The sequence below is a fragment of the Streptomyces sp. NPDC087310 genome (genome assembly GCF_044744405.1).
In the GTDB taxonomy this organism is placed as follows: domain Bacteria; phylum Actinomycetota; class Actinomycetes; order Streptomycetales; family Streptomycetaceae; genus Streptomyces.
The window spans coordinates 45272-68065 of the sequence record NZ_JBIUYF010000005.1 but is presented as its reverse complement, the minus strand read 5'-3'; the positions used below and the strand labels follow the sequence as shown (position 1 = coordinate 68065).

Below are 22794 nucleotides of genomic sequence, written 5' to 3'. Positions count from 1 at the left end.
AGGGCGTGCGGGCAGGAGCCTGACGGGTCGAGCCGATACACGTACGGGGGCTCGGAAGCGTGGGACCGGGTCACGGGAACCCTCCTCACCCAGATCCTATGAGTAAGTGAGAGGTTACGGAAAGGAGCGGTTCGGCCGCAGGCTCTTCCGGTATCCCTCTCGATCTCCGGCACCTCCAGCACCACGGGTCGCACCCGTTGCGTGCGATCCCCCGATCCGTGACGAGATGGGCGACTGCCCCTGTCCCGGAGGGATTTGGGCCGGTAACGTCCTGTCGGGTGTGAGCCCGCAGGGGACACGGGCTCGCGGGGGGATGCGACCGGGGGGTCGAGTTGAACGATGTACGGAGTGCGGCGCGCCTGCGCGTGGTGGCGCCCGCTGATCTGGACGAGGCGGAAATCGAGTCCTGGCGCGAGCTGCGCGCCAAGTCGGGGGCTCCGGCCAACCCGTTCATGGAGCCGGAGTTCACCCTGGCCGTCGGCCGGGTACGGCCGGGGGCGCGCGTCGCCGTCGTACGGGAGGGGGCAGGGACGGAGGGGGCAGGGGCGCCCACCGCGTCCGGAACGGCCGCCGCCGAGCCCGTCGGGTTCTTCCCGTACGAGCGCGGTCCCCTCGGGCGCGGAAGGGCCATCGGGCTGGGCGTGTCCGACTGCCAGGGCGGGGTGTTCCGCGGCGGAGTGCGGCTCACGGCGCGCGAACTGCTCGGCGGCTGCTCGCTGACGTCCTGGGAGTTCGACAACCTTGAGGCGGGACAACGGCTGTTCGTCCCGGCCGAAGCCGAAGCCGGTGCCGGCGTCGGCTTCGGCGTCGGCGCGTTCGCGGGGTTCGAGTCCCCGGTGATCGAGGTCGGGGAGGGGTACGGGGCGTACGAGACGGCTCTGCGCGCCCGGTCGCCCAAGTTCTTCCGTACGACGGCCGCGAAGGAGCGGAAGCTCGCCCTCCGCGCGGGCGGGCTCCGTTTCGTCTTCGACGAGCGCGACCCGGCGGCGCTGCGCACGCTCATGGAGTGGAAGTCCGCGCAGTACCGCAGGACCGGCCGCCGCGACCGCTTCGCCAAGGAGTGGATCAGCGCGCTGGTACGACAGCTCGCCACGACCCGTACGCCGGGCTGCTCGGGCGTGCTCTCCGTGCTGTACGTGGCGGACCGCCCGGTCGCGGCGCACTTCGGGCTGCGCTCGCGCACCGTGCTGTCCTGCTGGTTCCCGGCGTACGACCCGGAGTTCGCCAGGTTCTCGCCGGGCCTGATCCTGCATCTGCGGATGGCGCGGGCCGCCGCCGATGCGGGGATCGGGGTGCTCGACCTGGGGCGCGGGGCGGCGGAGTACAAGGACGCGCTCAAGACGGGCGGACTACAGGTCTACGAGGGCGCCGTGACACGCCCGGGCGCGCGGGCCGCCCTCTACCGGCTGGGCCGGGAGCCGGTCCGCCGGGCGCACGGCTTCGTACGGGAGCGGCCCCGGCTGGCGGCGTACACGAAGGCGGCGCTGAACCGGGTGGGCCGCCTGCGGGACAGGTGACGGACCGGCCGCCGGAAGGGCACAGAGCGGCAACGGCACAGCGCATCAACCGAGCAGGGGGAGCCGATGACGTACACACCGCACACGGCCGGCACCGGCACCGGCGCAGACACCGGCACCGGCACCGGGACCGCGTGGGGGAGGGGGAGTGCGGGAGACGGGCCGGGCCGCCCGGCGCCGCGTCGCCTGCCGGTCCCCCCGGCCGTCGCCGTCGCCGAACTCGATCTCCGCGCGGCCGACGGCGCCGTCCTGTCCCTCCGCCCCGCGCCTGGCGGCCCGCCGGTCGAGGAGGGCGCCGTGTTCGCGCTCGTACGGATCGACGGCCGCCCCGTCGCCACGGTGACGGGCCAGGTGGCGGCGGGCCAGGACCCGGCGCAGGCGCTGACGGCGGCCTTCCGCGCGCAGGGCCGGGCCACGGCGACGCCGTCGTCCCCGCCGTCCCCGTCTGCGGACCCGTCGCTCCCTCCGCCCCGTACCACCGTCGTCGTCGCCACTCGCGAGCGCGCCGGCCAACTCGCCCGCGCCCTCGACTCGCTCCTCGCCCAGGACCACCCCGACTTCCGCATCCTGGTCGTCGACAACGCGCCCGTCACCACCGCCACCCGCGACCTCGTCACCTCCCGCTACGCGGGCCGCGTCGACTACGCGCACGAGCCGCGCCCCGGCCTGGCCGTCGCCCACAACCGGGGCATCGCGGCGGCGGACCGCGCGGCCCCGGTCCTCGCCTTCACCGACGACGACGTGATCGCCGACCCGCACTGGCTCTCCGCGCTCACCGCGCCCTTCGCGGCCGACCCCTGCCTCGGCTGCACCACGGGCCTCATCCTCCCGGCCCGGCTGACCACCCCCGCGCAGATCCTGCTGGAGAGTCACGGGGGCTTCGCCAAGGGGGTCGTGTCCCGGCTGTACGACCCGGCGGCGCCGCCCGCCGACCAACCCCTCTTCCCGTTCACGGCGGGAAGCTTCGGCTCCGGTGCCAACATGGCGTTCCGCGCCGATGCGCTGCGCGCGGTCGGCGGCTTCGACCCGGCCACCGGCACCGGTACGCCCGCCAAGGGCGGCGACGACCTGTACGCCTTCGTCCGGATCCTGGCCGCCGGACACCGGCTGCGCTACACGCCCGAGGCGCTGGTCTGGCACCACCACCGCGAGACCTGGCAGGACCTGCGGAACCAGGCGTACGGATACGGCGCCGGCCTGACCGCGTACCTCACCGCGATCCTCGTACGCCACCCCGCCCTGCTGCCCGCGCTGCTCGCGAAGGTGCCGCGCGGGCTGGCGCACGCCCGCGCGATCACGGCGCACGGCACGCAGACGTACCCCTGGCCGCGTTCCCTCTCCCGCCTGGAGCGCCGGGGGATGCTGTACGGGCCGCTGGGCTACGCGAAGGCGCGGATCCGCGCCCGCGCGGGGGCGCCCGGGAGCATGCCGTGACGGAGCGGAACGCATCGGACCGGAGCGCTCCGGACCGGAACGCACCGGAGCGGATCCCCGTCCTCCTCTACCACGCCGTGATGGACGACCCACCCGCCTGGATCGCCGAATTCACCGTCACGCCGAGGGACTTCGCCGCCCATCTCGACGCGGTCGTCGCCTGCGGCCGTACCCCCGTCCCCGTCAGCACCCTGGTCGGGCACCTCACGCGGCGCGCGCCGCTGCCGTCCCGGCCCGTCGTGCTCACCTTCGACGACGGCTTCGCCGATCTGCCGGGCCCGACGGCCGACGCGCTCGCCGCCCGCGCCCTGCCCGCGACCGCCTATCTGACCACCGGGGCCATCACCCCGGGCCGCACCAGCCTGCTGCCGCCCGCGCCGATGATGACGCTCGCGCAGGCGGGGCGACTGGAGGCGTACGGGCTGGAGGTGGGGGCGCACACGGTCACCCATCCCCAGCTCGACACCCTGCGCGGACCCGCCCTCCGGCGTGAACTGCGCGAAGCCAAGGACGTGCTGGAGGACCTGCTAGGCCAGGAGGTCGCGCATCTCGCCTATCCGCACGGTTACAACAGCCGCGCCGTGCGCCGGGCCGCCGAGGGCGTGGGGTACGCCTCGGCCGTCGCCGTACGGCACGCCCTCAGCTCCGGGCGCGACGAGGCGTACCGCATCGCCCGGCTCATCGTGCGCCGTACGCACACCGCGGCGGACGTCGCGTCATGGATGGCGGGCGGGGCCGCCGCGGGGGAGAGGGCGAGGGTCGCGCCGTACCGGGATTCACCGGCCACGGTGGGCTGGCGGCTGTACCGGCGCGCGCGGGCCCGGGTGAAGGGGCCGGAATTCGCCGGATAGTTACGGATAGTCATGGATGACGCTGGGTAGTGACCGAGTGTGACGAGGGGGGAAGGCATCTCATGACCACGCGTACCGACACCAGGACCGGATCCGGCGACGGCCCGGGGAACGGCTCAGGCTCCGACCTTGCCGCCACGGCCGGCCCGGAAGCGCAGGAGCCCCGTCCCGCCCGTCCTCCCCGCCCGCCTCTTCCACCGCGCAGGGGCCCGGGGCCGTCGTTCCTGATCCGCTTCCAGCGGTTCCTCACCTGGCCGCCGCTGCTGATCGGGGCGGCCCTCTGGACCTGGTCGTTACCCCGGATCGGGTTCCGTGACATCGGGGAGTTCGGGCTCCTCGACCGGTTCCCGGTCGCCTTCTACGCCTCGCTGGCCGTCCTCTCCGCCGGCTTCCTCATCAGCCTGCGCCGGGCAGGGACCGCCCCGTGGTGGCCGCTGACCTACTGCGTCGCGATGCTCGTCGCGCTCAAGGCGCCCCCCGGCATCCTCTACGACTCCGTGCGCTACGCCTGGGCGTCCAAGCACGACGCCGTGATAGCGCGACTGCTCGCCGAGGGGACCTTCCATCCGCAGGCGCGGCTCTCCGGCGGGATGTCCGCGTACGACCAGTGGCCGGGCTTCTTCTCGCTCAACGCGGCGCTGATCAGGGCCTTCGGGGTGCATGGCGCCGCTTCGTACACCAACTGGGCGCCCGTTCTCTTCGGGCTGCTGATGCTCCCGGTGCTGATACTGATCTACCGCACCTTCACCGACGACTGGCGTCTCGTCTGGACGGCCGTCTGGATCTTCCAGCTCGCCAACTGGGTGGGGCAGGACTATCTCGCGCCGCAGGCGTTCGCCTATCTGCTCTTCCTGACCGTGTTCGCCGTGGTCGTACGGCACTTCGTACGGCCCGGATCGGCCGGACGGCTGCGCGAGCGGTCCCGGCTCGATCCGTCGGCGACCTCCGTGCCGCCGCCCACCACCCTGAGACAGCGGGCGGTCTGCGTGGCGATCCTCGCCCCGCTGATCGGCGCCATCAACGCCTCGCACCAACTCACGCCCGTGATGCTCTGCATGACGCTGACGGCCCTCTGCCTGACCCGCCGCTACCGCAACATCGGGCTGCTCGTGGTCACCGGTCTGCTCATGCTCGTCTGGGATCTCACGATGGGCCGGGTGCTCTTCCTGGACACGCTGTCCACCTTGCGCGACTCGGCGGGCGACCTGCTGAAGAACTCCCGCCCCGGATTCGCCGGCGAACCGACCGGTCCGGGACCCGAACTGGTGGGCACCGCCAACATCCTGATGGTGCTCGTCCTGGGCGGGCTGGCCGTGACCGCCGTGCTGCTGCGGCGCAGGCTGGCCCGGAGCGCGCTGCCGCTGCTGCTGGCCGCCGCCGCGCCCGTACCGCTGTTCGCCGTGAACGACTACGGCGGCGAAATGCTCTTCCGCGTCTATCTGTTCGGGCTGCCGGGCACGGCGTTCTTCGCCGCCGCCGCGCTCGTCCCGCCCGCCGCCGGACGGGAGAAGGCCAGACGCCTCGCCCGCCGCGCCACGGCCTTGGTGCTCCCGGTGGCCCTGGCCGCCCTGCTCGTGGGCTTCCTGCCCTCGTACTACGGCAAGGAGGGCATGCAGTACGCGCCCCCCGCCGAGAACGCGTTCGTCGAGCGGGCCTACGACCAGGCGCCGGACGGCTCGCTGATCCTCGCCACCACCGGGTCCTTCCCCGGCGCGTACTACCGCTACGACCACTACGAGCGCTGGTTCTTCACCGAACAGGAAGTGCCGGAGAACCTGATCATGCTCAGGGATCCCGCCGGCTATCTCGACGCGGGCATCCCGGACGGGCGTCCGGCGTACGTGATCCTCACGCCGTCCCAGGAGAAGGCCACCATCGGCGAGGGATATCTGCCGGCCGGGAGCTTCGCCCGGATGACGGAGGCGCTGAAGCGGTCGCCGCACTTCAGGGTCCTGGAGGAGAGCCGGAACGGCCTCCTGCTGGAACACGTGGAGACCCCCGTCCCGGCTCCGGCCACACCGGCCACACCGGCCACTCCTGTCGGCCCCGCCACCCCAGCCACTTCCGCCACCCCCACCACCCCCACCACTCCTGCCCGATGACGAACCCGGAGGCAGCCGTCATGGACCAACGCACGGCCCCCCAGCCCCAGCCCCCATCCCAGAGCCAGCCCCCACCCCAGCCGCAGTCCCGGCTCCGGTCCTGGCCCCAGCGCCAGTTCTGGCTCAGAGCCGGGCTCGCGCTCTCCGGATGGCCGGCCCTCGCGGCGACGGCGCTCCCCGACGGGCAGCCGCTGCGCTGGATCCCCGTCCTGCTCTTCGTCACTCTCGGCCCCGGGTGCGCCCTGCTCCTCCCGCTGCCCGGGAGCCTGCGCCCCGCCGCCCGGCTGGAGGCCCTGGCGCTGGCCGCGCCGCTCAGCCTCTCCCTCGCGACGCTCACCGCCACCGCGCTCTTCCTCGTGGCGGGCTTCTCGGTCCCGCTGTTCCTCGGCTCGCTCGCGGTCTTCTGCACGGTCGTGGCACCCCTGCCCGCCGTACCCCTGCCCGCCGCGACCCGAGGCGCGGCCGAGCGCACCAAACCCGGTCCGGAGGGCCCTATATGACGGCACGACGTATCCACGGCACGGGCCGCGGCACGTATCTGGCGCTCGTTCTCGCGGCCGTCGGCGCCCTGCTGGCCGGGCTCGGAGTCTGGGTCGCCCGGGTGGAGAAGAGCGACAAGGAGGCGGACCGGGCGCTGCCGGAGAACGCCGCCTCCGGCGCCCTGCCGCACGGGCGGTGCGCGCCGGGCGAGCGGCTGGAGCCGCCGTGCGGGGCCTGGTGGGGCGCGTACGTCCCGTACGCGGCGAACGGCTCCCTCACGGACGCCGTCCACGGCTTCGAGAAGAAGATCGGGCGCAAGCTCGATCTCGTCTACAACTACCACGACATGTCCAACACCCAGCGCGACGGAGTGCTGCTCACCCCCGAGGAACAGGAGCTGGGCCGGGACCGGATGCTGATGCTGGCCTGGGAGTCCACCGTGTGGACCGAGCCGCACCACGAGAACTGGACGGAGACACAGCTCGGCTGGGCCGAGGTCGCGGCCGGGAAGTTCGACGAGGAGATCATCGATCCGCAGGCCGCACGGCTCAAGGCGTACGGCAAGCGGATCTTCCTCTCCTTCGACCAGGAGACCGACTTCCGTACGCCGGACGCGGGGACGCCCGAGGAGTTCGTCGCCGCCTACCGCCATCTCCACGACCGGTTCGAGAAGCTCGGCGTGGACAACGTGGTGTGGGTGTGGACGGTCTCCGGCTACCTGGGGAACGCGGAACTGATGAAGTCGCTCTATCCGGGCGACGCGTACGTCGACTGGATCGGCATGGACCAGTACAACTACTACCGCTGTCAGCGCGAGGCGCGCTGGCTGGACTTCGAGGACAGTCAGCGCCCCACCTACGACTGGCTGCGCGCGAACATATCGGACCGCAAGCCCCTCATGCTCTCCGAGTTCAGCACGGCGCCCGATCCGGACGACCCGGACCGGCAGCGTGGCTGGTACCAGCAGGTGCCGCGGGTGGCGCGGACACTGCCGCAGGTGAAGGCGCTCGTCCAGTGGAACCGGCCCGTGCCGGGACCGCACTGCGATCTGACCGTCGACCGGGGCCCGGCGCTGGAGGGATACCGGGAGGCGGGCCGCGACGACTACTTCCGCCAGCCGGTCCCCTCACGCTGACGGCGCCCGCTCCGTACCCCCCGTACCCCCCGCACTCCCCGTACCTTCCGCACCCGGCGGACGAGGAGGACCGCACCCGTCACCACGGACAGCCCCAGGAACACCGGCAGGGCCACCGCCGCGAACGGATCCTGCGCCGACCACCCGGCCACCGCCAGCACCCACACCACCCCCGACACGGCCCGCCCGTCCGCCTTCAGTGCCCACAGGACCAGGGCGACCAGCGCCAGACAGAGCAGATGCAGGACGACGGGCAGGGCGCGCAGCACACCGTCGCGCCCGGCCGGCCCGGCCGTCCACGCCAGCGCGTCCGCGAGCTGCCGGTGCCAGAGCCCCGACGCCCGGTCGGGCCGTACACCCAGCAGCAACGGCGCGGTGTGCAGCGCGGCGAAGGTGACCAGCGGTCCCAGGGCGAGCAGGACGGGCCCCGGCCGTTCCAGCGAGACGGCGGCGCACTGGACGACGATCAGCAGCATGCCCGCGACGAGCGTGAGAGGAGGCAGTACGTCCAGAAGCTGGGCGCCGGTGAGCTGATCGCGGCCGATGTCGCCGAGCCGGGCCAGCGGCGTCCAGAACAGCCCGGCGGAGAGCCCGAGCAGCAGCCACAGCACGGTGACGGTCCGGCTCTCGTCGATCCGGTCGGCGTCCCCCGGCGGATGCGCGGGCGCGTTCCCAGGACCCCGTACGGGAACGGGGACGGCCATACCGAAGGCGGGCGTCGGCGCGTCATGGGCGCCGCGCAGATAGGCGGTGCGCCCGGCCCAGGTCGTGCCGTACGCGGCGTCCTCCTCGGCCCGCGGGTCGTCCGCCGTCTCCTCCGGCGCCGCGGGCACCCCCGTCCGGCGCAGCGCGGCCCTGCGGGCCCAGGCGGTCCCGTAGTACGCGTCCTCGCCCTCCCGCGCCGCCCCCGTCCGGCGTCCGCCGATCCAGTCGGCGCCGTCCTTCGTACGGTGGCGGTAGCGCAGCGCCGCGCGCAGCCCCGGCGCCGCGACCAGGGCGATCAGCGTCATGGACAGCAGCATCGCCAGCCCCGCGCCGGAGATCCCGGCCGGTCCGAGCAGTACCAGCGCACTGCCCAGGACCAGAACACACATGGCGCCCTGGAGCGCGGCGAGCATGCCCGTACGGCCCTGGACGCGCAGCACCCCGATGTACAGCTCGACGACGACCCGGGGCAGCGCGGCGGCGGCGAGCAGCCGGAGCACGGTGGTGCCGTGCTCGGCGTAGTCGGCGCCGAACGGGGTGAGGATCTGCGGCGCGAAGACCACCAGCACCAGCACCACGGGCACCAGCAGGAGCGTCATCCGGCGCAGCGCCCCGCGCACGCCCTCCGCCAGCCGGTCGGGGCTGTGCGAGGCGTGCGCGGTGAGGGAGGAGGCCATGTTGATGGCCATGAACTCCATCGTGCCGCCGACGGTGTAGGCCGTGTAGAAGAAGGCGTTGTGCGCGGAGTCGAAACGGACCGCGACCATCACCGGCAGCAGATTGATCATGGCGAGGCTGAAGAGCGCCCCGACCGAGTCGCCGGCGAGGAACCGTCCGATCTCCTGGAGCCGGGGCGGCTCGCGGTCCCGGTCGGCGGCGGCCTGGCGCGGGATGAGCCTGCGGAAGATCAGCCAGCCCAGCGGCAGTACGGAGAGGGCGATGGCGGCGGCCCAGGAGACGAAGACGCCGAGAACGGGCAGGGCGGTGGCGAACGCGGCGAGCATGAGCAGCTTGCCGATGGAGAAGACTGCGTTGCCGACGGGCACCCAGAACGCCTTGCGCAGCCCTGTCAGCACCCCGTCCTGGAGCGTGAGCAGCGCCCAGGCGACGCAGGACGCGGTGAAGACCAGCCCGGCCGTCAGCCCGTCGAGCGGCGCGTAGGACGGACCCCACAGGTCCAGGGTCGAGAGGAACACCACGCACGCGACGCACACCACGAGCGAACTGACCGCGTACGCGCGCCACACGAGCGGCCCGGTGGCCCGCCCGGCCCGGGGGACGTAGCGGACCACCGCGCCGATCATGGTGGTCGCGGTGATCGAGGCGAGCAGCCGCATGGCGGCGATGGCGGCGGAGCCCTGGCCGACGGCCTCCTCGGTGTAGTAGCGGGCGGCGACGAGCCAGAAGCCGAGGCCGAGGGCGGCGGAGACGCCGGTGGAGAGCATGAGCGCGTAGGCGTTGCGGAACATGGAGTCCCGCTCCCGGTCGCCGCTGCCCCGCCCGCTGCCCCCGCCCCCGCCGTGTCCCTCTCCCGAGCCCGGCGGCGCGCCGGACGGGACGACCGCACCCCCCGAACCACCGTCCACGAGGCCCTCGCCCCCCGGATGCGCCCCGGGGAGCCGGGCGGTGTCAGCCACCGCTGCCGGTCCCCTCCCACTCCACCGGACGGGCACCCAGTCCGGTGAGGACGGCGATCGCCCGGTCCGCGTGGCGCGGATCGACGGGCAGTGCGTGCCGGGCGAACCAGGCCGCCCGGGCCGGTACCGGCGACGGATCGGTGAACTCCGCGCCCGCGTACGCGTCGAGCGGCGGATCGTAGAGGTAGCCGGTGGTGAGACGGTGCCGCGCCAGGGCGGCGATGGCCGCGTCGCGGTCCTCGACGAGCAGCGGCACCCGGAAGAGCGGCTGTACGGGCCCCGCCGCGGCGCCCGGCGCGGCCCACGGACCGGCCAGCAGCCGCCGCGTCCCCTCGCGGTGCGCGGCGAGCGTCCCGTCGAGTCCGCGCAGCAGCCGTTCGGTGCGTCCGAGGCGCGGGCGGCCGGGCCGGAGCCGGTAGTCGTGCAGGTCGACCCGGATCCAGGAGTGGAATCCGCCCAGTCCCGGCGCTCCGGCGAGGGCCTCGCGTAACTCCGCGCTCCGCAGGGGCATCCGGATCTTCTCCCGTTCCTCCTGCCCGAGCAGCCGCAGCGCGGCGCGCGCGGCCCGTACCAGCCGCAGCCCGCGCACCCCGGCCTCGGCGTACGGCCGTACGGCGTAGGCGAGTTCGGCGGTGAGCCGGGAGGGCCGGAGCAACGCGTCGCGGGCCCGCGCCAGCTCCGTACGCATCCCCGGGTCCGCGACGGCGAGGAAACCGCCGGTCTTGGCGCCCACGTGCTTGGAGAGGCTGAACACGGCCGCGTCCCCGTACCCGCCGACGGGCCGGCCCCCGATCTCGCTGCCGATGGCGTGCGCGGCGTCCTCGATCAGCGGGATGCCCAACGCGTCGCAGCGGGCGCGCAGTTGGGGCGCGGGGTCGGGGTTCCCGTACAGATTGGTGGTGAGCACGGCGGAGAGCCCGCGCCAGACGGACTCCGGCACGGCCGCGGCATCGATCGACCCGTCGCGCGCGTTCAACGGCGCCTGCACGGGGCGCAGTCCGGCGGCGAGCACGACGAAGAGGATCACATCGTCGTTGACCGGCGACATCAGCACCCGCCCGCCGGGCGGGCACCAGTGGCGCAGCGCCACATACAGCCCGAGCCGGCACGACGGCATGTACAGACACTCCCTGCCGAGGCGTTCGCCCATCAGCGACTCCAGCACCCCGTACGGGTACGCCGAGCGCGCCGGGCGCACCGACGGCTCCGCCGGGCGGCCCTCCCCACGAGCCATTCCGCATCCCCCCTGCCCCGGCTCAATGTGTCCCATACCGGACGCCCCGTCAATAAGGCACGACCCCACGTGACGTCCGGCAGCGCTCTATCGGATCGGCTCGGACGGGCTCAGCTCAGCTCAGCGCAGCTCGGCGCGGAGAGCGGTGATGAACCAACTGAAGACCGGCGCGAGCGTCGGCGGTACCGGCCAGCCGTTGACGGTCGACAGGAGTTGCCAGTAGCGCTCCGCCCTCGGGTCCGCTCCGGACTCCAGGCGGGCGACGAGCCACCGCCGCAGGTCGGCGTCGTCAGGGCGGCCGAACGTCTCGGCATAGAGAGCGGCGAGGGAGGCGACGACGGGCGCCGCCCGGTCGGACACCGGCCGGATTCCCGCCGCGAGAGCAGCGCCGACCTGGTCACGGACCGCCGTGGTCAGATCGTGGTGCAGGCCGGTCGTGTCGCCCTGTGCCCGCTCCGCCGCCTGGTGTTCCGCCATGGCTCGTACGGCGGTCCGGAAGTCCGTGTCCTGGCAGAGTTCGCCGAGTTCGACCCACGCCTCGACCTGTTCGGGGGAGGGGTCCTCGGGAAGTTGCGGCATGGCCGATCGCATCATGGCCACGAACTCCGGGTTGGCGTCGAGGCCGCCGAAGGTGTCGTCGATGAAGTCGGTCACCAGTCGCTGTCGTTCGGTGTCGGAGAGCTTGGTGAGTCTGTGCATGAGTTCCAACTCCTCAGGTGTGGGGCCACGCCTGGCCACCGCTCTCAGCACCGATCGCCGAAGTCGGAGCGTACGGATCTGCACGTCCAGGGCGTCGGCGTGGGCCGCCGCCACCTCAGGCACGGAGACCTCCCGGTCGAGAACCTTCCTGATGGCGGGAAGATCCAGACCGAGGTCGCGCAGGGTCCGTACGAGATCCAGACGGGTGACGGCGTCGATGTCGTAGAGCCGGTAGCCGGCCGGGCTCCGGCCGGTCGGCGGCACGATTCCCGCGTCGGAGTAGAACCGAATGGTCTTCACCGTCAGCCCGGTCCGTCGGGCGAGGTCACCAATCGCGTAGAGCGTGTCGCCGTTCATGACCTTCACCTTGGTGTCTCCCCTTACGGGAGACTCAAGCGGCCGGAGCTCTCCTGTTTTTCACGGATGCAGCGGGACGCGGTACACGGATACGTGGGAACGCGCATCGGCGGTGAATTCGGCCCCCACCCAGTCCGCGTGCCTGCTCTCCAGCTCGAATCCGGCGAGTTGGGCCATCAGGTCGAGTTCGGCCGGCCAGATGTAGCGGTGCGGGCTGCGGAAGAGCTGTGCCTCTCTGCTGTCGCCGAAGTGGAAGTGGTGCGACACGACGTGCTGACGCAGCACGTCGTACGTGTCCAGACCGATGTACCCGGTCTCGGAATGCCAGACGGTGGCCGCCTGGCCCGGCGGCAGTTTGCGCAGTTCGGGGACCCAGAGCTCGACCACGAACCGGCCGCCGGGGGTGAGATGGCGGGCGGCGTTGCGGAAGCACGCGACCTGTTCGGCCTGGGTGAGCAGGTTGGAGATGGTGTTGAAGACGAGGTAGACGAGTGTGTACTCGCCGGGGGCCGTGGCCGTCGCCATGTCACCGACGATCACGGGGATCGTCGCCTCGTCGGCCTTGGTGCGCAGGCGCTCGACCATCGGACGTGACAGCTCGATGCCGGTGACGGGCACCCCTCGCCCGGCCAGCGGAACCGCCACCCGGCCCGTCCCGACCGCGAATTCGAGCGCCGCTCCGTCACCCGCGAGGGCGGCGAGGCGGTCCACGGTGGGTGTCAGGATCTCGGGCGCGAACATGCCGACACCGGGTGTGTCGTAGCGCTGGGCGGTCTCTGTGTCCCAGATCTCTTCCTGCTGCATGCCTCCCACGTTCGGCACCGACCTCTGCGATGTCCAGTGATTTTACGTGAGGCGGTTGGGCGTCGAACCGGCCCGCGCATAGTCACGCCGTTCGGAAAGGCGGCCCAAGCGACGGGCCTTCTTGAACGCCGTGACGATGCGCGGGTCGGGGCAGGGGGATGTTCGGGTGGGCCGGTTACGGCCGCATCCGGGCCGGCATCGCACCGTGATCCCGGCCGCCCGCCGGGCCGAAGCGCACCGCCCGGGTTCCCCGGGCGGCAGGCCACGGCTCGTACGACGAACGGGCGCTGGGCTCAGCGCGCGAGGTGCCCCAGCGTCGCGCGGACCTGGTCCAGCGGGGCGTCCCCGACCGGGCGCAGGACCACGGTGTCGGCGCCCGCGGCCCACAGGCTCTCGATACGGCGGGCCGTCGTCGCCGCGTCGCCCGCCGCGAGGAAGACCTCTTCGGGCGGGATGCCCAGCCACCCGGTGTACTCCTCGATCACCGGCGCGACGGCCGCGGCGACCCGGTCGGGGTGGTCGTCCACGTACAGGTGCGTGAAGGCGATGAGTTCGTGCGGGCGCGGCGTGGTCGCGGACGCGCGGCCCTTCGCGATCGTGTCGAGCGCGGCCTTCAGTACGTCGGGACCCTGGCCCTCGGCCATGACCGTACCGTCGGCCACGCGCCCGGAGAGTTCCAGCGAACGGGGGCGTACGACACCGGCGACGAGCGGCGGCGCCACCTCCGGGGGGTGCACCAGACGTACGCCGTCGATGTGCACCGCGCGGCCGTCCACCGTCGTGGTCTCTCCGGCGAGCAGGCTCCGTACCGCCGTGATCGTCTCCTCCAGCAGCGCGAGCTTGGTGGGGGAGGCGGCGCCGACCTGGGCCATCCAGTCCGGGGAGCCGTGGCCGATGCCCGCGATGATCCGGCCGGGGAACACCCGTGCCAGCGTGGCGACTTCCATGGCGAGGAGCGCCGGGTTGCGCAGCGGCGCCGGCATGATGCCGAGGCCGACCCGCAGCCGCGTGGTGGCGGCCAGCGCGAGCGTCGCCGAGGAGACCGAGCCCGCCCAGGCGAGATCCTCCACGACCCACAGGTCGTCCACGCCGAGCTCCTCCACCGCGGTGGCGTACGCCGTGAGCTCCTCCGGGCGTCCGTCTCTGTCGAACATCACGCCGATACGGCGGGTGGCAGCGAATTCACTGGTCATCCGATGACCCTACTGAGCCCGGCGCGGGAGTTCGGCGGGTTTTCCACGACTGCCGCAGACCGACGCAGACCGCCGCCAACCGCCGCCGACTGACGCCGACCGCCCGTCCGTCACCGCGGCGCCGCACCGGCCGAACGACCCCGACGGACCTACCCTGTTGTGCGCGAGGGCGATGCCGGATTGGATCAGGGGGACCACCATCCAGCGAAGGGGACCCAGTTGACAGCCCGAAACGGTGTCAGATCCACGCAGTCAGCGTCCGCGAAGGTTATACGTATCGCCCGGACCGTACTGCCCACGCTGGCCGCGACCTTCGGCCTTCTCGCGGCCGCCGGCGGCACGTACACGGCGAGCGCCCAGCAGCCCGCGGAGTCCGCTCCCGCCGCTCCCGCCGCGCTCGCCGCCGAGTCCCTCAAGGTCATGGACTGGAACATCCAGGGCGGCCAGGGTTCCGACGGCGTCACCGACATCCAGCGCATCGTGAGTGTGATCGGGGCTCAGAACCCCGACGTCGTCACCCTCCAGGAGCTGCACGACAACACCGCCGTCGGCGGCCCCAACCAGTGGCAGGTGCTGCTCGACGCCTTCCCCCAGTACTTCGCGCACTTCGCCAAGAGCGACACCAACGCCCTGGGCGGCGTCGCGGGCAACCTCATCCTCAGCAAGTACCCGATCAAGGAGAAGCTGACCTTCCAGCTTCCGCAGTACCCGAGCGGCACCACCGCCGTCCTGCGCAGCCTCGGCGGTGCCCGGCTCGACGTCAACGGGACGGACGTACGCGTCTACACCACGCACCTCTCCGCCGGCGTCGGGACCGAGGCCACCGAGCGGCGCAACCGGCAGGCGCGCGCCGTCATCGACAAGGTGTCCGGGGCGCTGATGACGACCCCGATGCTGCTCACCGGCGATCTCAACGTGCGCCCCGACAACCAGATCAGGCCCTGGTTCGCCGCCGCCGAGTGGATCGACTCCTGGACCCGGGTGAACGCCAACACGGGCAGCGGCGCCGTCACCCACCCCGGGGACGGGCTCGACGACTCCCGTATCGACTACATCTACACGACGCCCGCGTTCGACGTCGGCGGTGCCCGCACCGTGACGACCAACGCCTCCGACCACCGGCCCGTCATCGCCGACCTGACCGTCCGCGCGGCGCCTGTCACCAGGACCGGGTCCGTGCTCGCGGGCGCCGACTCCCTCGCCGGATGGGCCCATCTCGCGACGCAGGGCGACGGCGGCGCCACCCTGCGGGTCTGCGACAACAAGGCGGACGGCTGGGGTGTACGCGCCTACGTGTACAGGACCTCGGGCGGCGCCCAGGTCCTGACCGGGGCGGACGGCGCGTACGCCGACCAGTGCACCACCTTCGCCACGGCGGCGGGGGCCGTGACGTCACCTGTCGTCAAGGTCTGCCTGTACCAGGCCGGTGTGGAGAAGGACTGCCGGCAGCGGCAGCTCACCTGATCGGGAGTGGGAAGCAGGTAACCGGGACCCGACAGCCGGATGCGCCCGTCCCCTCGTTCAGGGGGCGGGCGCACGGCGTGACGGAAAGGGGCAGCGAGGGGAGGGGCGCACTCCGGCCCGCTCACTCCTCCAGCGTCAGACCCTTTCTGAGCTTGACCAGGGTCCGGGTGAGCAGCCGCGACACGTGCATCTGCGAGATGCCCAGCTCCTCCCCGATCTCCGACTGCGTCATGTTCGCGACGAAGCGCAGGGAGAGGATCGTCCGGTCGCGCGACGGCAGCGTCGCGATCAGCGGCTTCAGCGACTCGACGTACTCGATGCCTTCGAGCCCGTGGTCCTCGTACCCGATCCGGTCGGCCAGCGCGCCCTCGGTGTCGTCGTCCTCGGGCTGTGCGTCCAGCGAGCTCGCGGTGTACGCGTTGCTCGCCGTCATGCCCTCGACGACCTCCTCCTTGGTGAGGCCGAGGCACTCCGCCAGCTCGCCGACGGTGGGCGCGCGGTCGAGCCGCTGCGCCAGTTCGTCGCCGGCCTTGGCGAGGTCGAGGCGGAGCTCCTGGAGTCTGCGCGGCACCCGTACCGACCACGACGTGTCGCGGAAGAAACGCTTGATCTCACCGATGATCGTCGGCATCGCGAAGGTGGGGAACTCGACGCCTCGGCTGAGCTCGAAGCGGTCGATGGCCTTGATCAGGCCGATCGTGCCGACCTGGACGATGTCCTCCATCGGCTCGCTGCGGGAGCGGAACCGGGAGGCCGCGAACTTCACCAGGGCGAGATTCAGCTCGACCAGGGTGTTACGGACGTACGCGTGCTCGTGGGTGCCCTCTTCCAGGGCCTCCAGGCGGGCGAAGAGAGTCTTCGACAGGGCCCGGGCATCCACCGCGCCCACCTCGTCGAAGGGCGGGATCTCGGGCAGGTCCATGAGCCCGTCGGAAAGGCCCTCGGACGGCCAGGTGACGTCGGACGGAGTGACGTCGGTCTCAAATGCTGCGGGCGGAGTTGCCGACGGCGCGTTCTGGGTACGCGGTTCGTCGAGCCGGGGTGACATGGTCTCCTCCATACGTTCTCGGCATATGGCTGCCGAAGCCGATACGTGTTGCTACGGTTTGCGGCGCCTCCAAAGCCGGTCGCGGTGGACGTGTCCCTACTAGCCCTACCCGGTAGGTACGTACCGTTGCAAGTGTTAATTGCGGCATATGTCCCTATTGTGGGGGAGTTTGGGTACCGCCTGACGTGTGAAAGGCGTAATGTTCGACGGACGTCATCAGCTTGTGATGACGTCGAGACGGACCACTGTCGGCATGATCGACACCATCGGCGAAGAGGGACGGGCATGGACCGCCAGACGGTCGGCAGCACGAACCGGGGCCGGCTTCAGGTCGGAGTTCGGGCCGAGGGCCGGAGCGAGGTAGTGACGGCGGCCGGTGAGTTGGATCACCATACGGCCGAGCTGTTGCGCGAACCCCTGGACGACGCCCTTGAGCGGGGCCGGGTACGCCTGGTGATCGACTGCTCACACCTGGAATTCTGCGACTCCACCGGGCTCAACGTGCTGCTCGGCGCCCGCCTGAAGGCGGAGGCCGCCGGAGGCGGGGTCCACCTGGCCGGGATGCTGCCCGTCGTCGCGAGGGTCTTCGAGATCACCGGCGCCGACGCGGTCTTCACCGTCCACGACTCACTCGCGGACGCCCTGGCCGACTGAGCACCGGCCCGGAGCGGGCCGGACCCGGTTCGCTCCGGCCCGCCCGCTCCGCGGCGACCCGGTCCGAGCCCGGCCCCGCCCACCGATCCGGCACCCCTTTCATGGCGTCTTTTCCGCCTTGTCGTGGCGCCGGAGGCCCGTGTGTTGCATGTGTCACGACGTCCGACCGGTGAAGTGGGTGTTGTCACGATTCGGAGGGGCAGAAGACCCCGGGCAGGCCCTGCGGGATCCTGTTGCTCGCATGATTGATGAAGTTGCATTGAAGATGAAGTTGCATGGAAGACGTACTGAAATTGACGTCGTACTGAAGTCGTACTGATGAACTCACGCATTGGTGAATCGGTGAGGTGAAGCGCTGATGAGCACCACCCGGCAGCCGCCGCCGGGCGACCTCGGCCCCGAGTCGGACCGGCCGGGGCATCCCCCCGTGGTGTCCGACGCGCGGGTGCGGACGCTCGTACTGGCCGGCGCCAGCGGTGTGGTCCCGCTTGCGCGTGACTTCACCCGCCAGGCGCTCCACGACTGGGGCTGGCTCCCGGCCGCGACCGCCGACCGCCGTGCGGCGGCGGAGGACGTGCTGCTCGTCGTCTCCGAGCTGGTCACCAACGCCTGCCTGCACGCCGACGGCCCCGAGGGGCTGCGCGTCGCGTTCACCGCGAAGGTGCTGCGCCTGGAGGTCACCGACCGGGGTACGGGCCAGCCCGCCCCCCGTACGCCGCACCGCGCGGGCCGCCCCGGCGGGCACGGCATGTTCATCGTGCAGCGCCTCTGCCTCGACTGGGGTGTCGTCAGGACGCCCGGAGCCGCCGGCAAGACCGTGTGGGCGGAGCTGTCAGCCCCGGCGTGACGCGCGTAGCCGTACCCGCCCGTACGTAGGCCGTACGCGGTGCCGTGCGCAGAGCACTACGCAGCCTGTGCGCGAGCGTGCGCCGGAGCCGCCGCACCGATGACCGGCGCGGCGGCTCTTTCCCGTACCCGTGGGTACGGGGACCCCAGGATCAGTGGCTCAGCGGATGTCGCCCATCAGCGACCTGACCTTCTTCCGGTACATGAAGACCGCGACCCCCGCCAGCGTGGCGAGCAGCGCCTCCAGCGCCACCACGCCCGTACGGCTCAGGTCTACGCCGCCGATCGAGAGCAGCCCGGTCACCGAGTCGCCCGCCGTCACCGCCAGGAACCAGACGCCCATCATCTGGCTCGCGTACTTCGTCGGCGCCATCTTCGTCGTCACCGACAGGCCCACCGGGGAGACGCACAGCTCGCCGACGGTCTGGATCAGGTAGATGCCCACCAGCCACATCGGGCTGACCAGGGTCCCCCCGCCCGCCATGACGAGCGGGATCAGGAAGAAGAAGAACGAGACGCCGATGAAGAACAGCCCGGCGGCGAACTTCACGACCGTGCTGGGCTCCTGGCCCCTGCGGTTGAGCCACAGCCAGAACCAGGCGATGACCGGCGCCAGCGCCATGATGAAGACCGGGTTCAGCGACTGGTACCAGGACGTCGGGAAGTTCAGTCCGAAGAGCGAGTCGGCCGCCTTCGTCGTGCCGAACGCCTGGACCGTCGAGCCGCCCTGGTCGTAGATCATCCAGAAGACGGCGGCGGCCACGAAGAACCAGATGTACCCGGACATCTTGGTCTGCTCGGCCGCCGACAGCTCCTTGTCGCGCTTGATCCGGATCAGTACGGCGGCCGGGATGGCCAGGCCCGCGAGGGTCAGCGGGACCATCGCCCAGTTGAGGGTGAAGTGGCCGCTGAGGACGACGGCGGCGTAGAAGACGGTCGCGATCAGCAGCCAGGTCATCCCCTTGCGCAGCCAGGTGGCGCGCTCCTCGCGGGAGAGCGGGGTGGGGACGCGGCTGCTCTCCGGGCTGAGGTGCTTCGTACCGAGCAGGAAGACGGCCAGGCCGATACCCATACCGACCGCGGCGAGCGCGAAGCCGAGGTGCCAGCTGTACTTCTCGCCCACGGTGCCGATGATCAGCGGTGCGAAGAAGGCGCCGATGTTGATGCCCATGTAGAAGACGGTGAATCCGCCGTCGCGCCGCGGGTCGTTCGGGCCGTCGTAGAGATGGCCGACCATCGTGGAGATGTTGGCCTTCAGCAGGCCGGAGCCGAGCGCCACCAGCGCCAGGCCGGCGAAGAAGGTCCCCGAACCCGGCAGGGCGAGGGTCAGATGGCCCACCATGATCGTGCAGGCCGCGATCGTGACCGTCTTGCGCGGCCCCCAGACCCTGTCCCCCAGCCAGCCGCCGGGCAGCGCCAGCAGGTAGACCATGGACAGGTAGATGGAGTAGATGGCCGTGGTCGTGGCCAGGTCCATCGCCAGCCCGCCGCCCTGAAGCCCCTTCGAGGCATCGGGTCCGCCGGAGATCAGGTAGATGGTGAGCAGTGCTCTCATGCCGTAGAAGCTGAAGCGCTCCCACATCTCGGTCATGAAGAGGGTGGCCAGGCCGCGGGGGTGGCCGAAGAAGGTCTTCTCCGTGCCGCCGGGTGCGCCGGGCGACTCGGGCGAATCCTTCGTCAGGCTGGACGCCATGGATCGATCCTTCGTGGGGGGTTGGCACATAAAAAGGACCTTCGGCGCTCAGCAGGCCAAAGGTCCCCAGGTGGTACTACAGGCGTCTCGCCACCATACGGCACCACAGAGCATGATATGGAAGGACTTGAGAGATGGATCACAGGTTTTCGTGCGGCTGAATGCCTACATTCGAAGGCTGATCATCAGATCGCACCGTAGGGCCGAAGGCGTGACGCCGAGACCCCTCCGCGCCTTGTCCACCGGGCGCCGGACGGTCCGCCGCGCCCCGGCGGACGTCGCCGAGCACTTCCCGGCTGCCGCCTTTTGCGGTCTACCATCACCCCATGACCCGTGTACTGCTCGCCGAGGACGACGCTTCCATCTCGGAGCCGCTGGCCCGCGCCCTGCGCCGGGAGGGATACGAGGTCGAGGTCCGTGAGGACGGTCCGACCGCGCTGGACGCCGGACTCCAGGGCGGCATCGACCTCGTCGTCCTCGACCTGGGCCTGCCCGGTATGGACGGCCTCGAAGTCGCCCGCAGACTGCGCGCCGAAGGCCACACCGCCCCCATCCTGGTGCTGACCGCCCGCGCCGACGAGGTGGACACCGTCGTCGGCCTGGACGCCGGCGCCGACGACTACGTGACCAAGCCGTTCCGGCTCGCCGAGCTGCTGGCGCGCGTACGGGCGCTGCTGCGGCGCGGCGCCGCGGACCCCGCTCCCGCCCCGGCCACCCACGGCGTACGGATCGACGTCGAGTCGCACCGCGCCTGGATGGGCGACGAGGAACTGCAGCTCACGGCCAAGGAGTTCGACCTGCTGCGGGTCCTGGTCCGGGACGCGGGCCGGGTCGTCACCCGCGACCAGCTCATGCGCGAGGTCTGGGACACCACCTGGTGGTCGTCCACCAAGACGCTCGACATGCACATCTCGTGGCTGCGCAAGAAGCTCGGCGACGACGCGGCGAACCCGCGCTACATCGCGACGGTACGGGGCGTCGGCTTCCGCTTCGAGAAGAGCTGACGGCCCGAGAAGAGCGAACGCCCCGGAGGGCACCGTGCGCCGTCGTCTGATCAACTCCACGCTCGCCGTGGTGCTCGTCGTCATCGCCGTCTTCGGGGTGTCGCTCGTCATCGTCGAGACCCGCACGATCAGCAACAGCGCCCAGGAGAGCGTGGACTCGGAGGCGCTGCGGCTGGTCAGCATCGTCGACAGCCGGCTGCTCGGCGGTGACCGCGTCACCGCCCGGATCCTCTCCGAACAGGTCGACCAGAAGCGGTACGCCCGGATCGAGATCCCCGGCCGGGCGGCCGTCGAGATCGGGACACGCCCGTCCGGCAGCGTCATCCGGGCGAAGGCCGAGGGCGAGGAGGGCGAGACCGTCACCGTCGAGGAGGCGCGCTCCTCGGTCACCCGCGAGGTCGGCCGTACGCTGCTGATCATCGGCGCGGTGGCGCTGCTGGCCGTCATCGCCGCCGTCCTGCTCGCGGTACGCCAGGCCAACCGGCTGGCCTCGCCGCTCACCGACCTCGCGGAGACCGCGGAGCGCCTGGGCTCCGGCGACCCGCGCCCCCGCCACAAGCGGTACGCGGTGCCCGAGCTGGACCGGGTCGCCGATGTCCTGGACTCCAGCGCCGAGCGGATCGCGCGGATGCTCACCGCCGAGCGCCGGCTCGCCGCTGACGCCTCGCACCAGCTCCGTACGCCCCTGACCGCCCTGTCCATGAGGCTGGAGGAGATCTCCGCCACCGACGATCTGGACACGGTCAAGGAGGAGGCGACCATCGCGCTGACGCAGGTCGAGCGGCTCACCGATGTGGTGGAACGGCTCCTCACCAACGCGCGCGACCCCCGGACCGGCTCCGCCGTCGCCTTCGACCTCGACGAGGTCGTCAAGCAGCAGATCGAGGAGTGGCGGCCCGCCTACCGCAGCGCGGGACGGGCCATCGTCTGCTCGGGGCGCCACGGCATGCGGGCCGTCGCGACCCCGGGCGCGGTCGCCCAGGTGCTCGCGGCGCTGATCGAGAACTCGCTGATGCACGGCGGCGGTACGGTCGCGCTGCGCACCCGGGTCACCGGGAACCAGGCGGTGATCGAGGTGACGGACGAGGGGCCCGGCGTCCCCGCCGACCTCGGGGCGCGGATCTTCGAGCGGACCATCAGCGGCCGGAACTCCACCGGGATCGGCCTCGCCGTGGCCCGGGACCTCGCGGAGGCGGACGGCGGGCGGCTGGAGCTGCTGCAACAGCAGCCGCCGATCTTCGCGCTCTTCCTCAGCCGGGAGGCCACCACACGCACGGCCCGCAAGGAGCCGGACCGCCCGGTCCGCTGAGGGCCGCGACAGCGGCTACGGGGCAGCGGGTACGGGACAGCGGCTACGGGTCAGCGGCCGAGGCGGCTGACCGCGGGCTCCTCGGCCGCCCCGCCGGCCACCCCCTGCGCCCCGCGCTCGGCCCCTTCGGCGTCGCCGGAGGCGGGCAGGGCCTGGAACACCCAGGTGCGGTACGACCAGAAGCGGAACAGCGTGGCTATCCCGATGCCGAGGAACTTGAAGACGTTGCTCTGGAGCGGGGAGTCCCAGCCGAAGCCGTACGTCGCCGCGTACAGCACCCCGTTCTCGATCACCAGCCCGACCGCGCTGAACAGCAGGAAGAGCGTCAGCTCGCGGGTACGGCGGGTCTTGTCGCGGTCCCGGTAGGTGAAGTAGCGGAACCCCACGTAGTTGAAGGCGATCGCGACGACGGTGGCCAGGATGCTGGCCCGGACCACGGGCAGCTCCGTCGTGTGCCGTACGAGGTTGAAGACCAGCAGGTTGACCAGCAGCCCCATGCCGCCCACCGCGCCGAACTTGGCGGCCTCGCGCACGAGCTTGCGCAGTCGCACGCGCAGTGCGCCCTGTTCGCTCATCAGCCTGCTCAGCCCCGTCCGGTCGCTGTCGGTGTGTGGTGCCGGTGATCGGC

Annotated in this window: 19 protein-coding genes; 11 read left to right on the top strand and 8 right to left on the bottom strand. The window is 71.8% G+C overall.

Annotated features, from left to right (window positions below):
* Positions 1–332: 332 nt before the first annotated feature.
* The 6 genes from ACIO3P_RS19550 (at position 333) to ACIO3P_RS19525 (ending at position 7519) form a co-directional block, all read left to right on the top strand.
* On the top strand, positions 333–1517 hold the full coding sequence (locus tag ACIO3P_RS19550; RefSeq protein WP_401852638.1) for a GNAT family N-acetyltransferase: 1185 nt from the start codon (positions 333–335) through the stop codon (positions 1515–1517).
* A 66-nt stretch (positions 1518–1583) separates the two neighbouring features.
* Positions 1584–2951 carry a glycosyltransferase family 2 protein gene (locus tag ACIO3P_RS19545; protein WP_401852636.1) on the top strand — a complete coding sequence of 456 codons (1368 nt, stop codon included), beginning with the start codon at positions 1584–1586 and terminating at the stop codon, positions 2949–2951.
* 80 nt (positions 2952–3031) lie between these two features.
* The gene (locus tag ACIO3P_RS19540) at positions 3032–3802 is read left to right on the top strand and encodes a polysaccharide deacetylase family protein (protein ID WP_401853234.1); all 771 of its coding nucleotides are present in this window, start codon (positions 3032–3034) and stop codon (positions 3800–3802) included.
* 62 nt (positions 3803–3864) lie between these two features.
* Entirely contained in the window at positions 3865–5904 is a 2040-nt protein-coding gene (locus ACIO3P_RS19535; RefSeq protein ID WP_401852634.1) for a hypothetical protein, read from the top strand.
* Between the two features lie 20 nt (positions 5905–5924).
* Positions 5925–6404, top strand: coding sequence for a hypothetical protein (locus tag ACIO3P_RS19530; RefSeq protein ID WP_329823492.1), 480 nt, complete (start codon positions 5925–5927; stop codon positions 6402–6404).
* Entirely contained in the window at positions 6401–7519 is a 1119-nt protein-coding gene (locus tag ACIO3P_RS19525) for a glycoside hydrolase family 26 protein (RefSeq protein ID WP_401852631.1), read from the top strand. The genes ACIO3P_RS19530 and ACIO3P_RS19525 overlap by 4 nt, the downstream gene beginning before the upstream one ends.
* On the opposite strand, the gene ACIO3P_RS19520 is transcribed toward ACIO3P_RS19525, so the two are convergent.
* The 5 genes from ACIO3P_RS19520 to ACIO3P_RS19500 form a co-directional block, all read right to left on the bottom strand.
* Positions 7489–9861, bottom strand: coding sequence for a lipopolysaccharide biosynthesis protein (locus ACIO3P_RS19520; RefSeq protein WP_401852630.1), 2373 nt, complete (start codon positions 9859–9861; stop codon positions 7489–7491). The two genes, ACIO3P_RS19525 and ACIO3P_RS19520, sit on opposite strands and share 31 nt — an antisense overlap.
* The gene (locus ACIO3P_RS19515; protein WP_401853232.1) at positions 9854–11011 is read right to left on the bottom strand and encodes a DegT/DnrJ/EryC1/StrS family aminotransferase; all 1158 of its coding nucleotides are present in this window, start codon (positions 11009–11011) and stop codon (positions 9854–9856) included. Before ACIO3P_RS19515 ends, ACIO3P_RS19520 begins: the two co-directional genes overlap by 8 nt.
* Positions 11012–11215: 204 nt before the next feature.
* Positions 11216–12151, bottom strand: a complete 936-nt coding sequence (locus ACIO3P_RS19510) for a MerR family transcriptional regulator (protein ID WP_401852627.1) — start codon at positions 12149–12151, stop codon at positions 11216–11218.
* Between the two features lie 60 nt (positions 12152–12211).
* Positions 12212–12955: a class I SAM-dependent methyltransferase gene (locus ACIO3P_RS19505; RefSeq protein WP_329823497.1), complete on the bottom strand. Its 744-nt coding sequence runs from the start codon at positions 12953–12955 to the stop codon at positions 12212–12214.
* A gap of 293 nt (positions 12956–13248) precedes the next feature.
* A complete protein-coding gene (locus ACIO3P_RS19500) occupies positions 13249–14148 on the bottom strand; it encodes an LLM class flavin-dependent oxidoreductase (protein ID WP_401852624.1) in 900 nt (299 codons plus the stop codon).
* 219 nt (positions 14149–14367) lie between these two features.
* Between ACIO3P_RS19500 and ACIO3P_RS19495 the strand changes: the two genes are divergently transcribed.
* Positions 14368–15612, top strand: coding sequence for an endonuclease/exonuclease/phosphatase family protein (locus tag ACIO3P_RS19495; protein ID WP_329823501.1), 1245 nt, complete (start codon positions 14368–14370; stop codon positions 15610–15612).
* A 121-nt stretch (positions 15613–15733) separates the two neighbouring features.
* On the opposite strand, the gene ACIO3P_RS19490 is transcribed toward ACIO3P_RS19495, so the two are convergent.
* Positions 15734–16660: an RNA polymerase sigma factor SigF gene (locus ACIO3P_RS19490; RefSeq protein ID WP_401852621.1), complete on the bottom strand. Its 927-nt coding sequence runs from the start codon at positions 16658–16660 to the stop codon at positions 15734–15736.
* A 285-nt stretch (positions 16661–16945) separates the two neighbouring features.
* Between ACIO3P_RS19490 and ACIO3P_RS19485 the strand changes: the two genes are divergently transcribed.
* Together ACIO3P_RS19485 and ACIO3P_RS19480 are read left to right on the top strand one after the other, a co-directional pair.
* Positions 16946–17314, top strand: a complete 369-nt coding sequence (locus ACIO3P_RS19485; RefSeq protein ID WP_329823505.1) for an STAS domain-containing protein — start codon at positions 16946–16948, stop codon at positions 17312–17314.
* 358 nt (positions 17315–17672) lie between these two features.
* The gene (locus tag ACIO3P_RS19480; protein WP_329823506.1) at positions 17673–18161 is read left to right on the top strand and encodes an ATP-binding protein; all 489 of its coding nucleotides are present in this window, start codon (positions 17673–17675) and stop codon (positions 18159–18161) included.
* A 159-nt stretch (positions 18162–18320) separates the two neighbouring features.
* Here the strand turns inward: ACIO3P_RS19480 and ACIO3P_RS19475 are convergent, their stop codons facing one another.
* Positions 18321–19853: an oligopeptide:H+ symporter gene (locus ACIO3P_RS19475; protein ID WP_329823507.1), complete on the bottom strand. Its 1533-nt coding sequence runs from the start codon at positions 19851–19853 to the stop codon at positions 18321–18323.
* Between the two features lie 326 nt (positions 19854–20179).
* Here ACIO3P_RS19475 and ACIO3P_RS19470 point away from each other — a divergent pair, with 326 nt between their 5' ends.
* Positions 20180–20857 (top strand): response regulator transcription factor, encoded by a 678-nt coding sequence (locus ACIO3P_RS19470; protein WP_329823508.1) that lies wholly within the window; start codon positions 20180–20182, stop codon positions 20855–20857.
* A 34-nt stretch (positions 20858–20891) separates the two neighbouring features.
* Positions 20892–22166: an ATP-binding protein gene (locus ACIO3P_RS19465; RefSeq protein WP_329823509.1), complete on the top strand. Its 1275-nt coding sequence runs from the start codon at positions 20892–20894 to the stop codon at positions 22164–22166.
* A gap of 50 nt (positions 22167–22216) precedes the next feature.
* Here the strand turns inward: ACIO3P_RS19465 and ACIO3P_RS19460 are convergent, their stop codons facing one another.
* Positions 22217–22741, bottom strand: a complete 525-nt coding sequence (locus ACIO3P_RS19460; protein ID WP_401795721.1) for a GtrA family protein — start codon at positions 22739–22741, stop codon at positions 22217–22219.
* Positions 22742–22794: the final 53 nt, after the last annotated feature.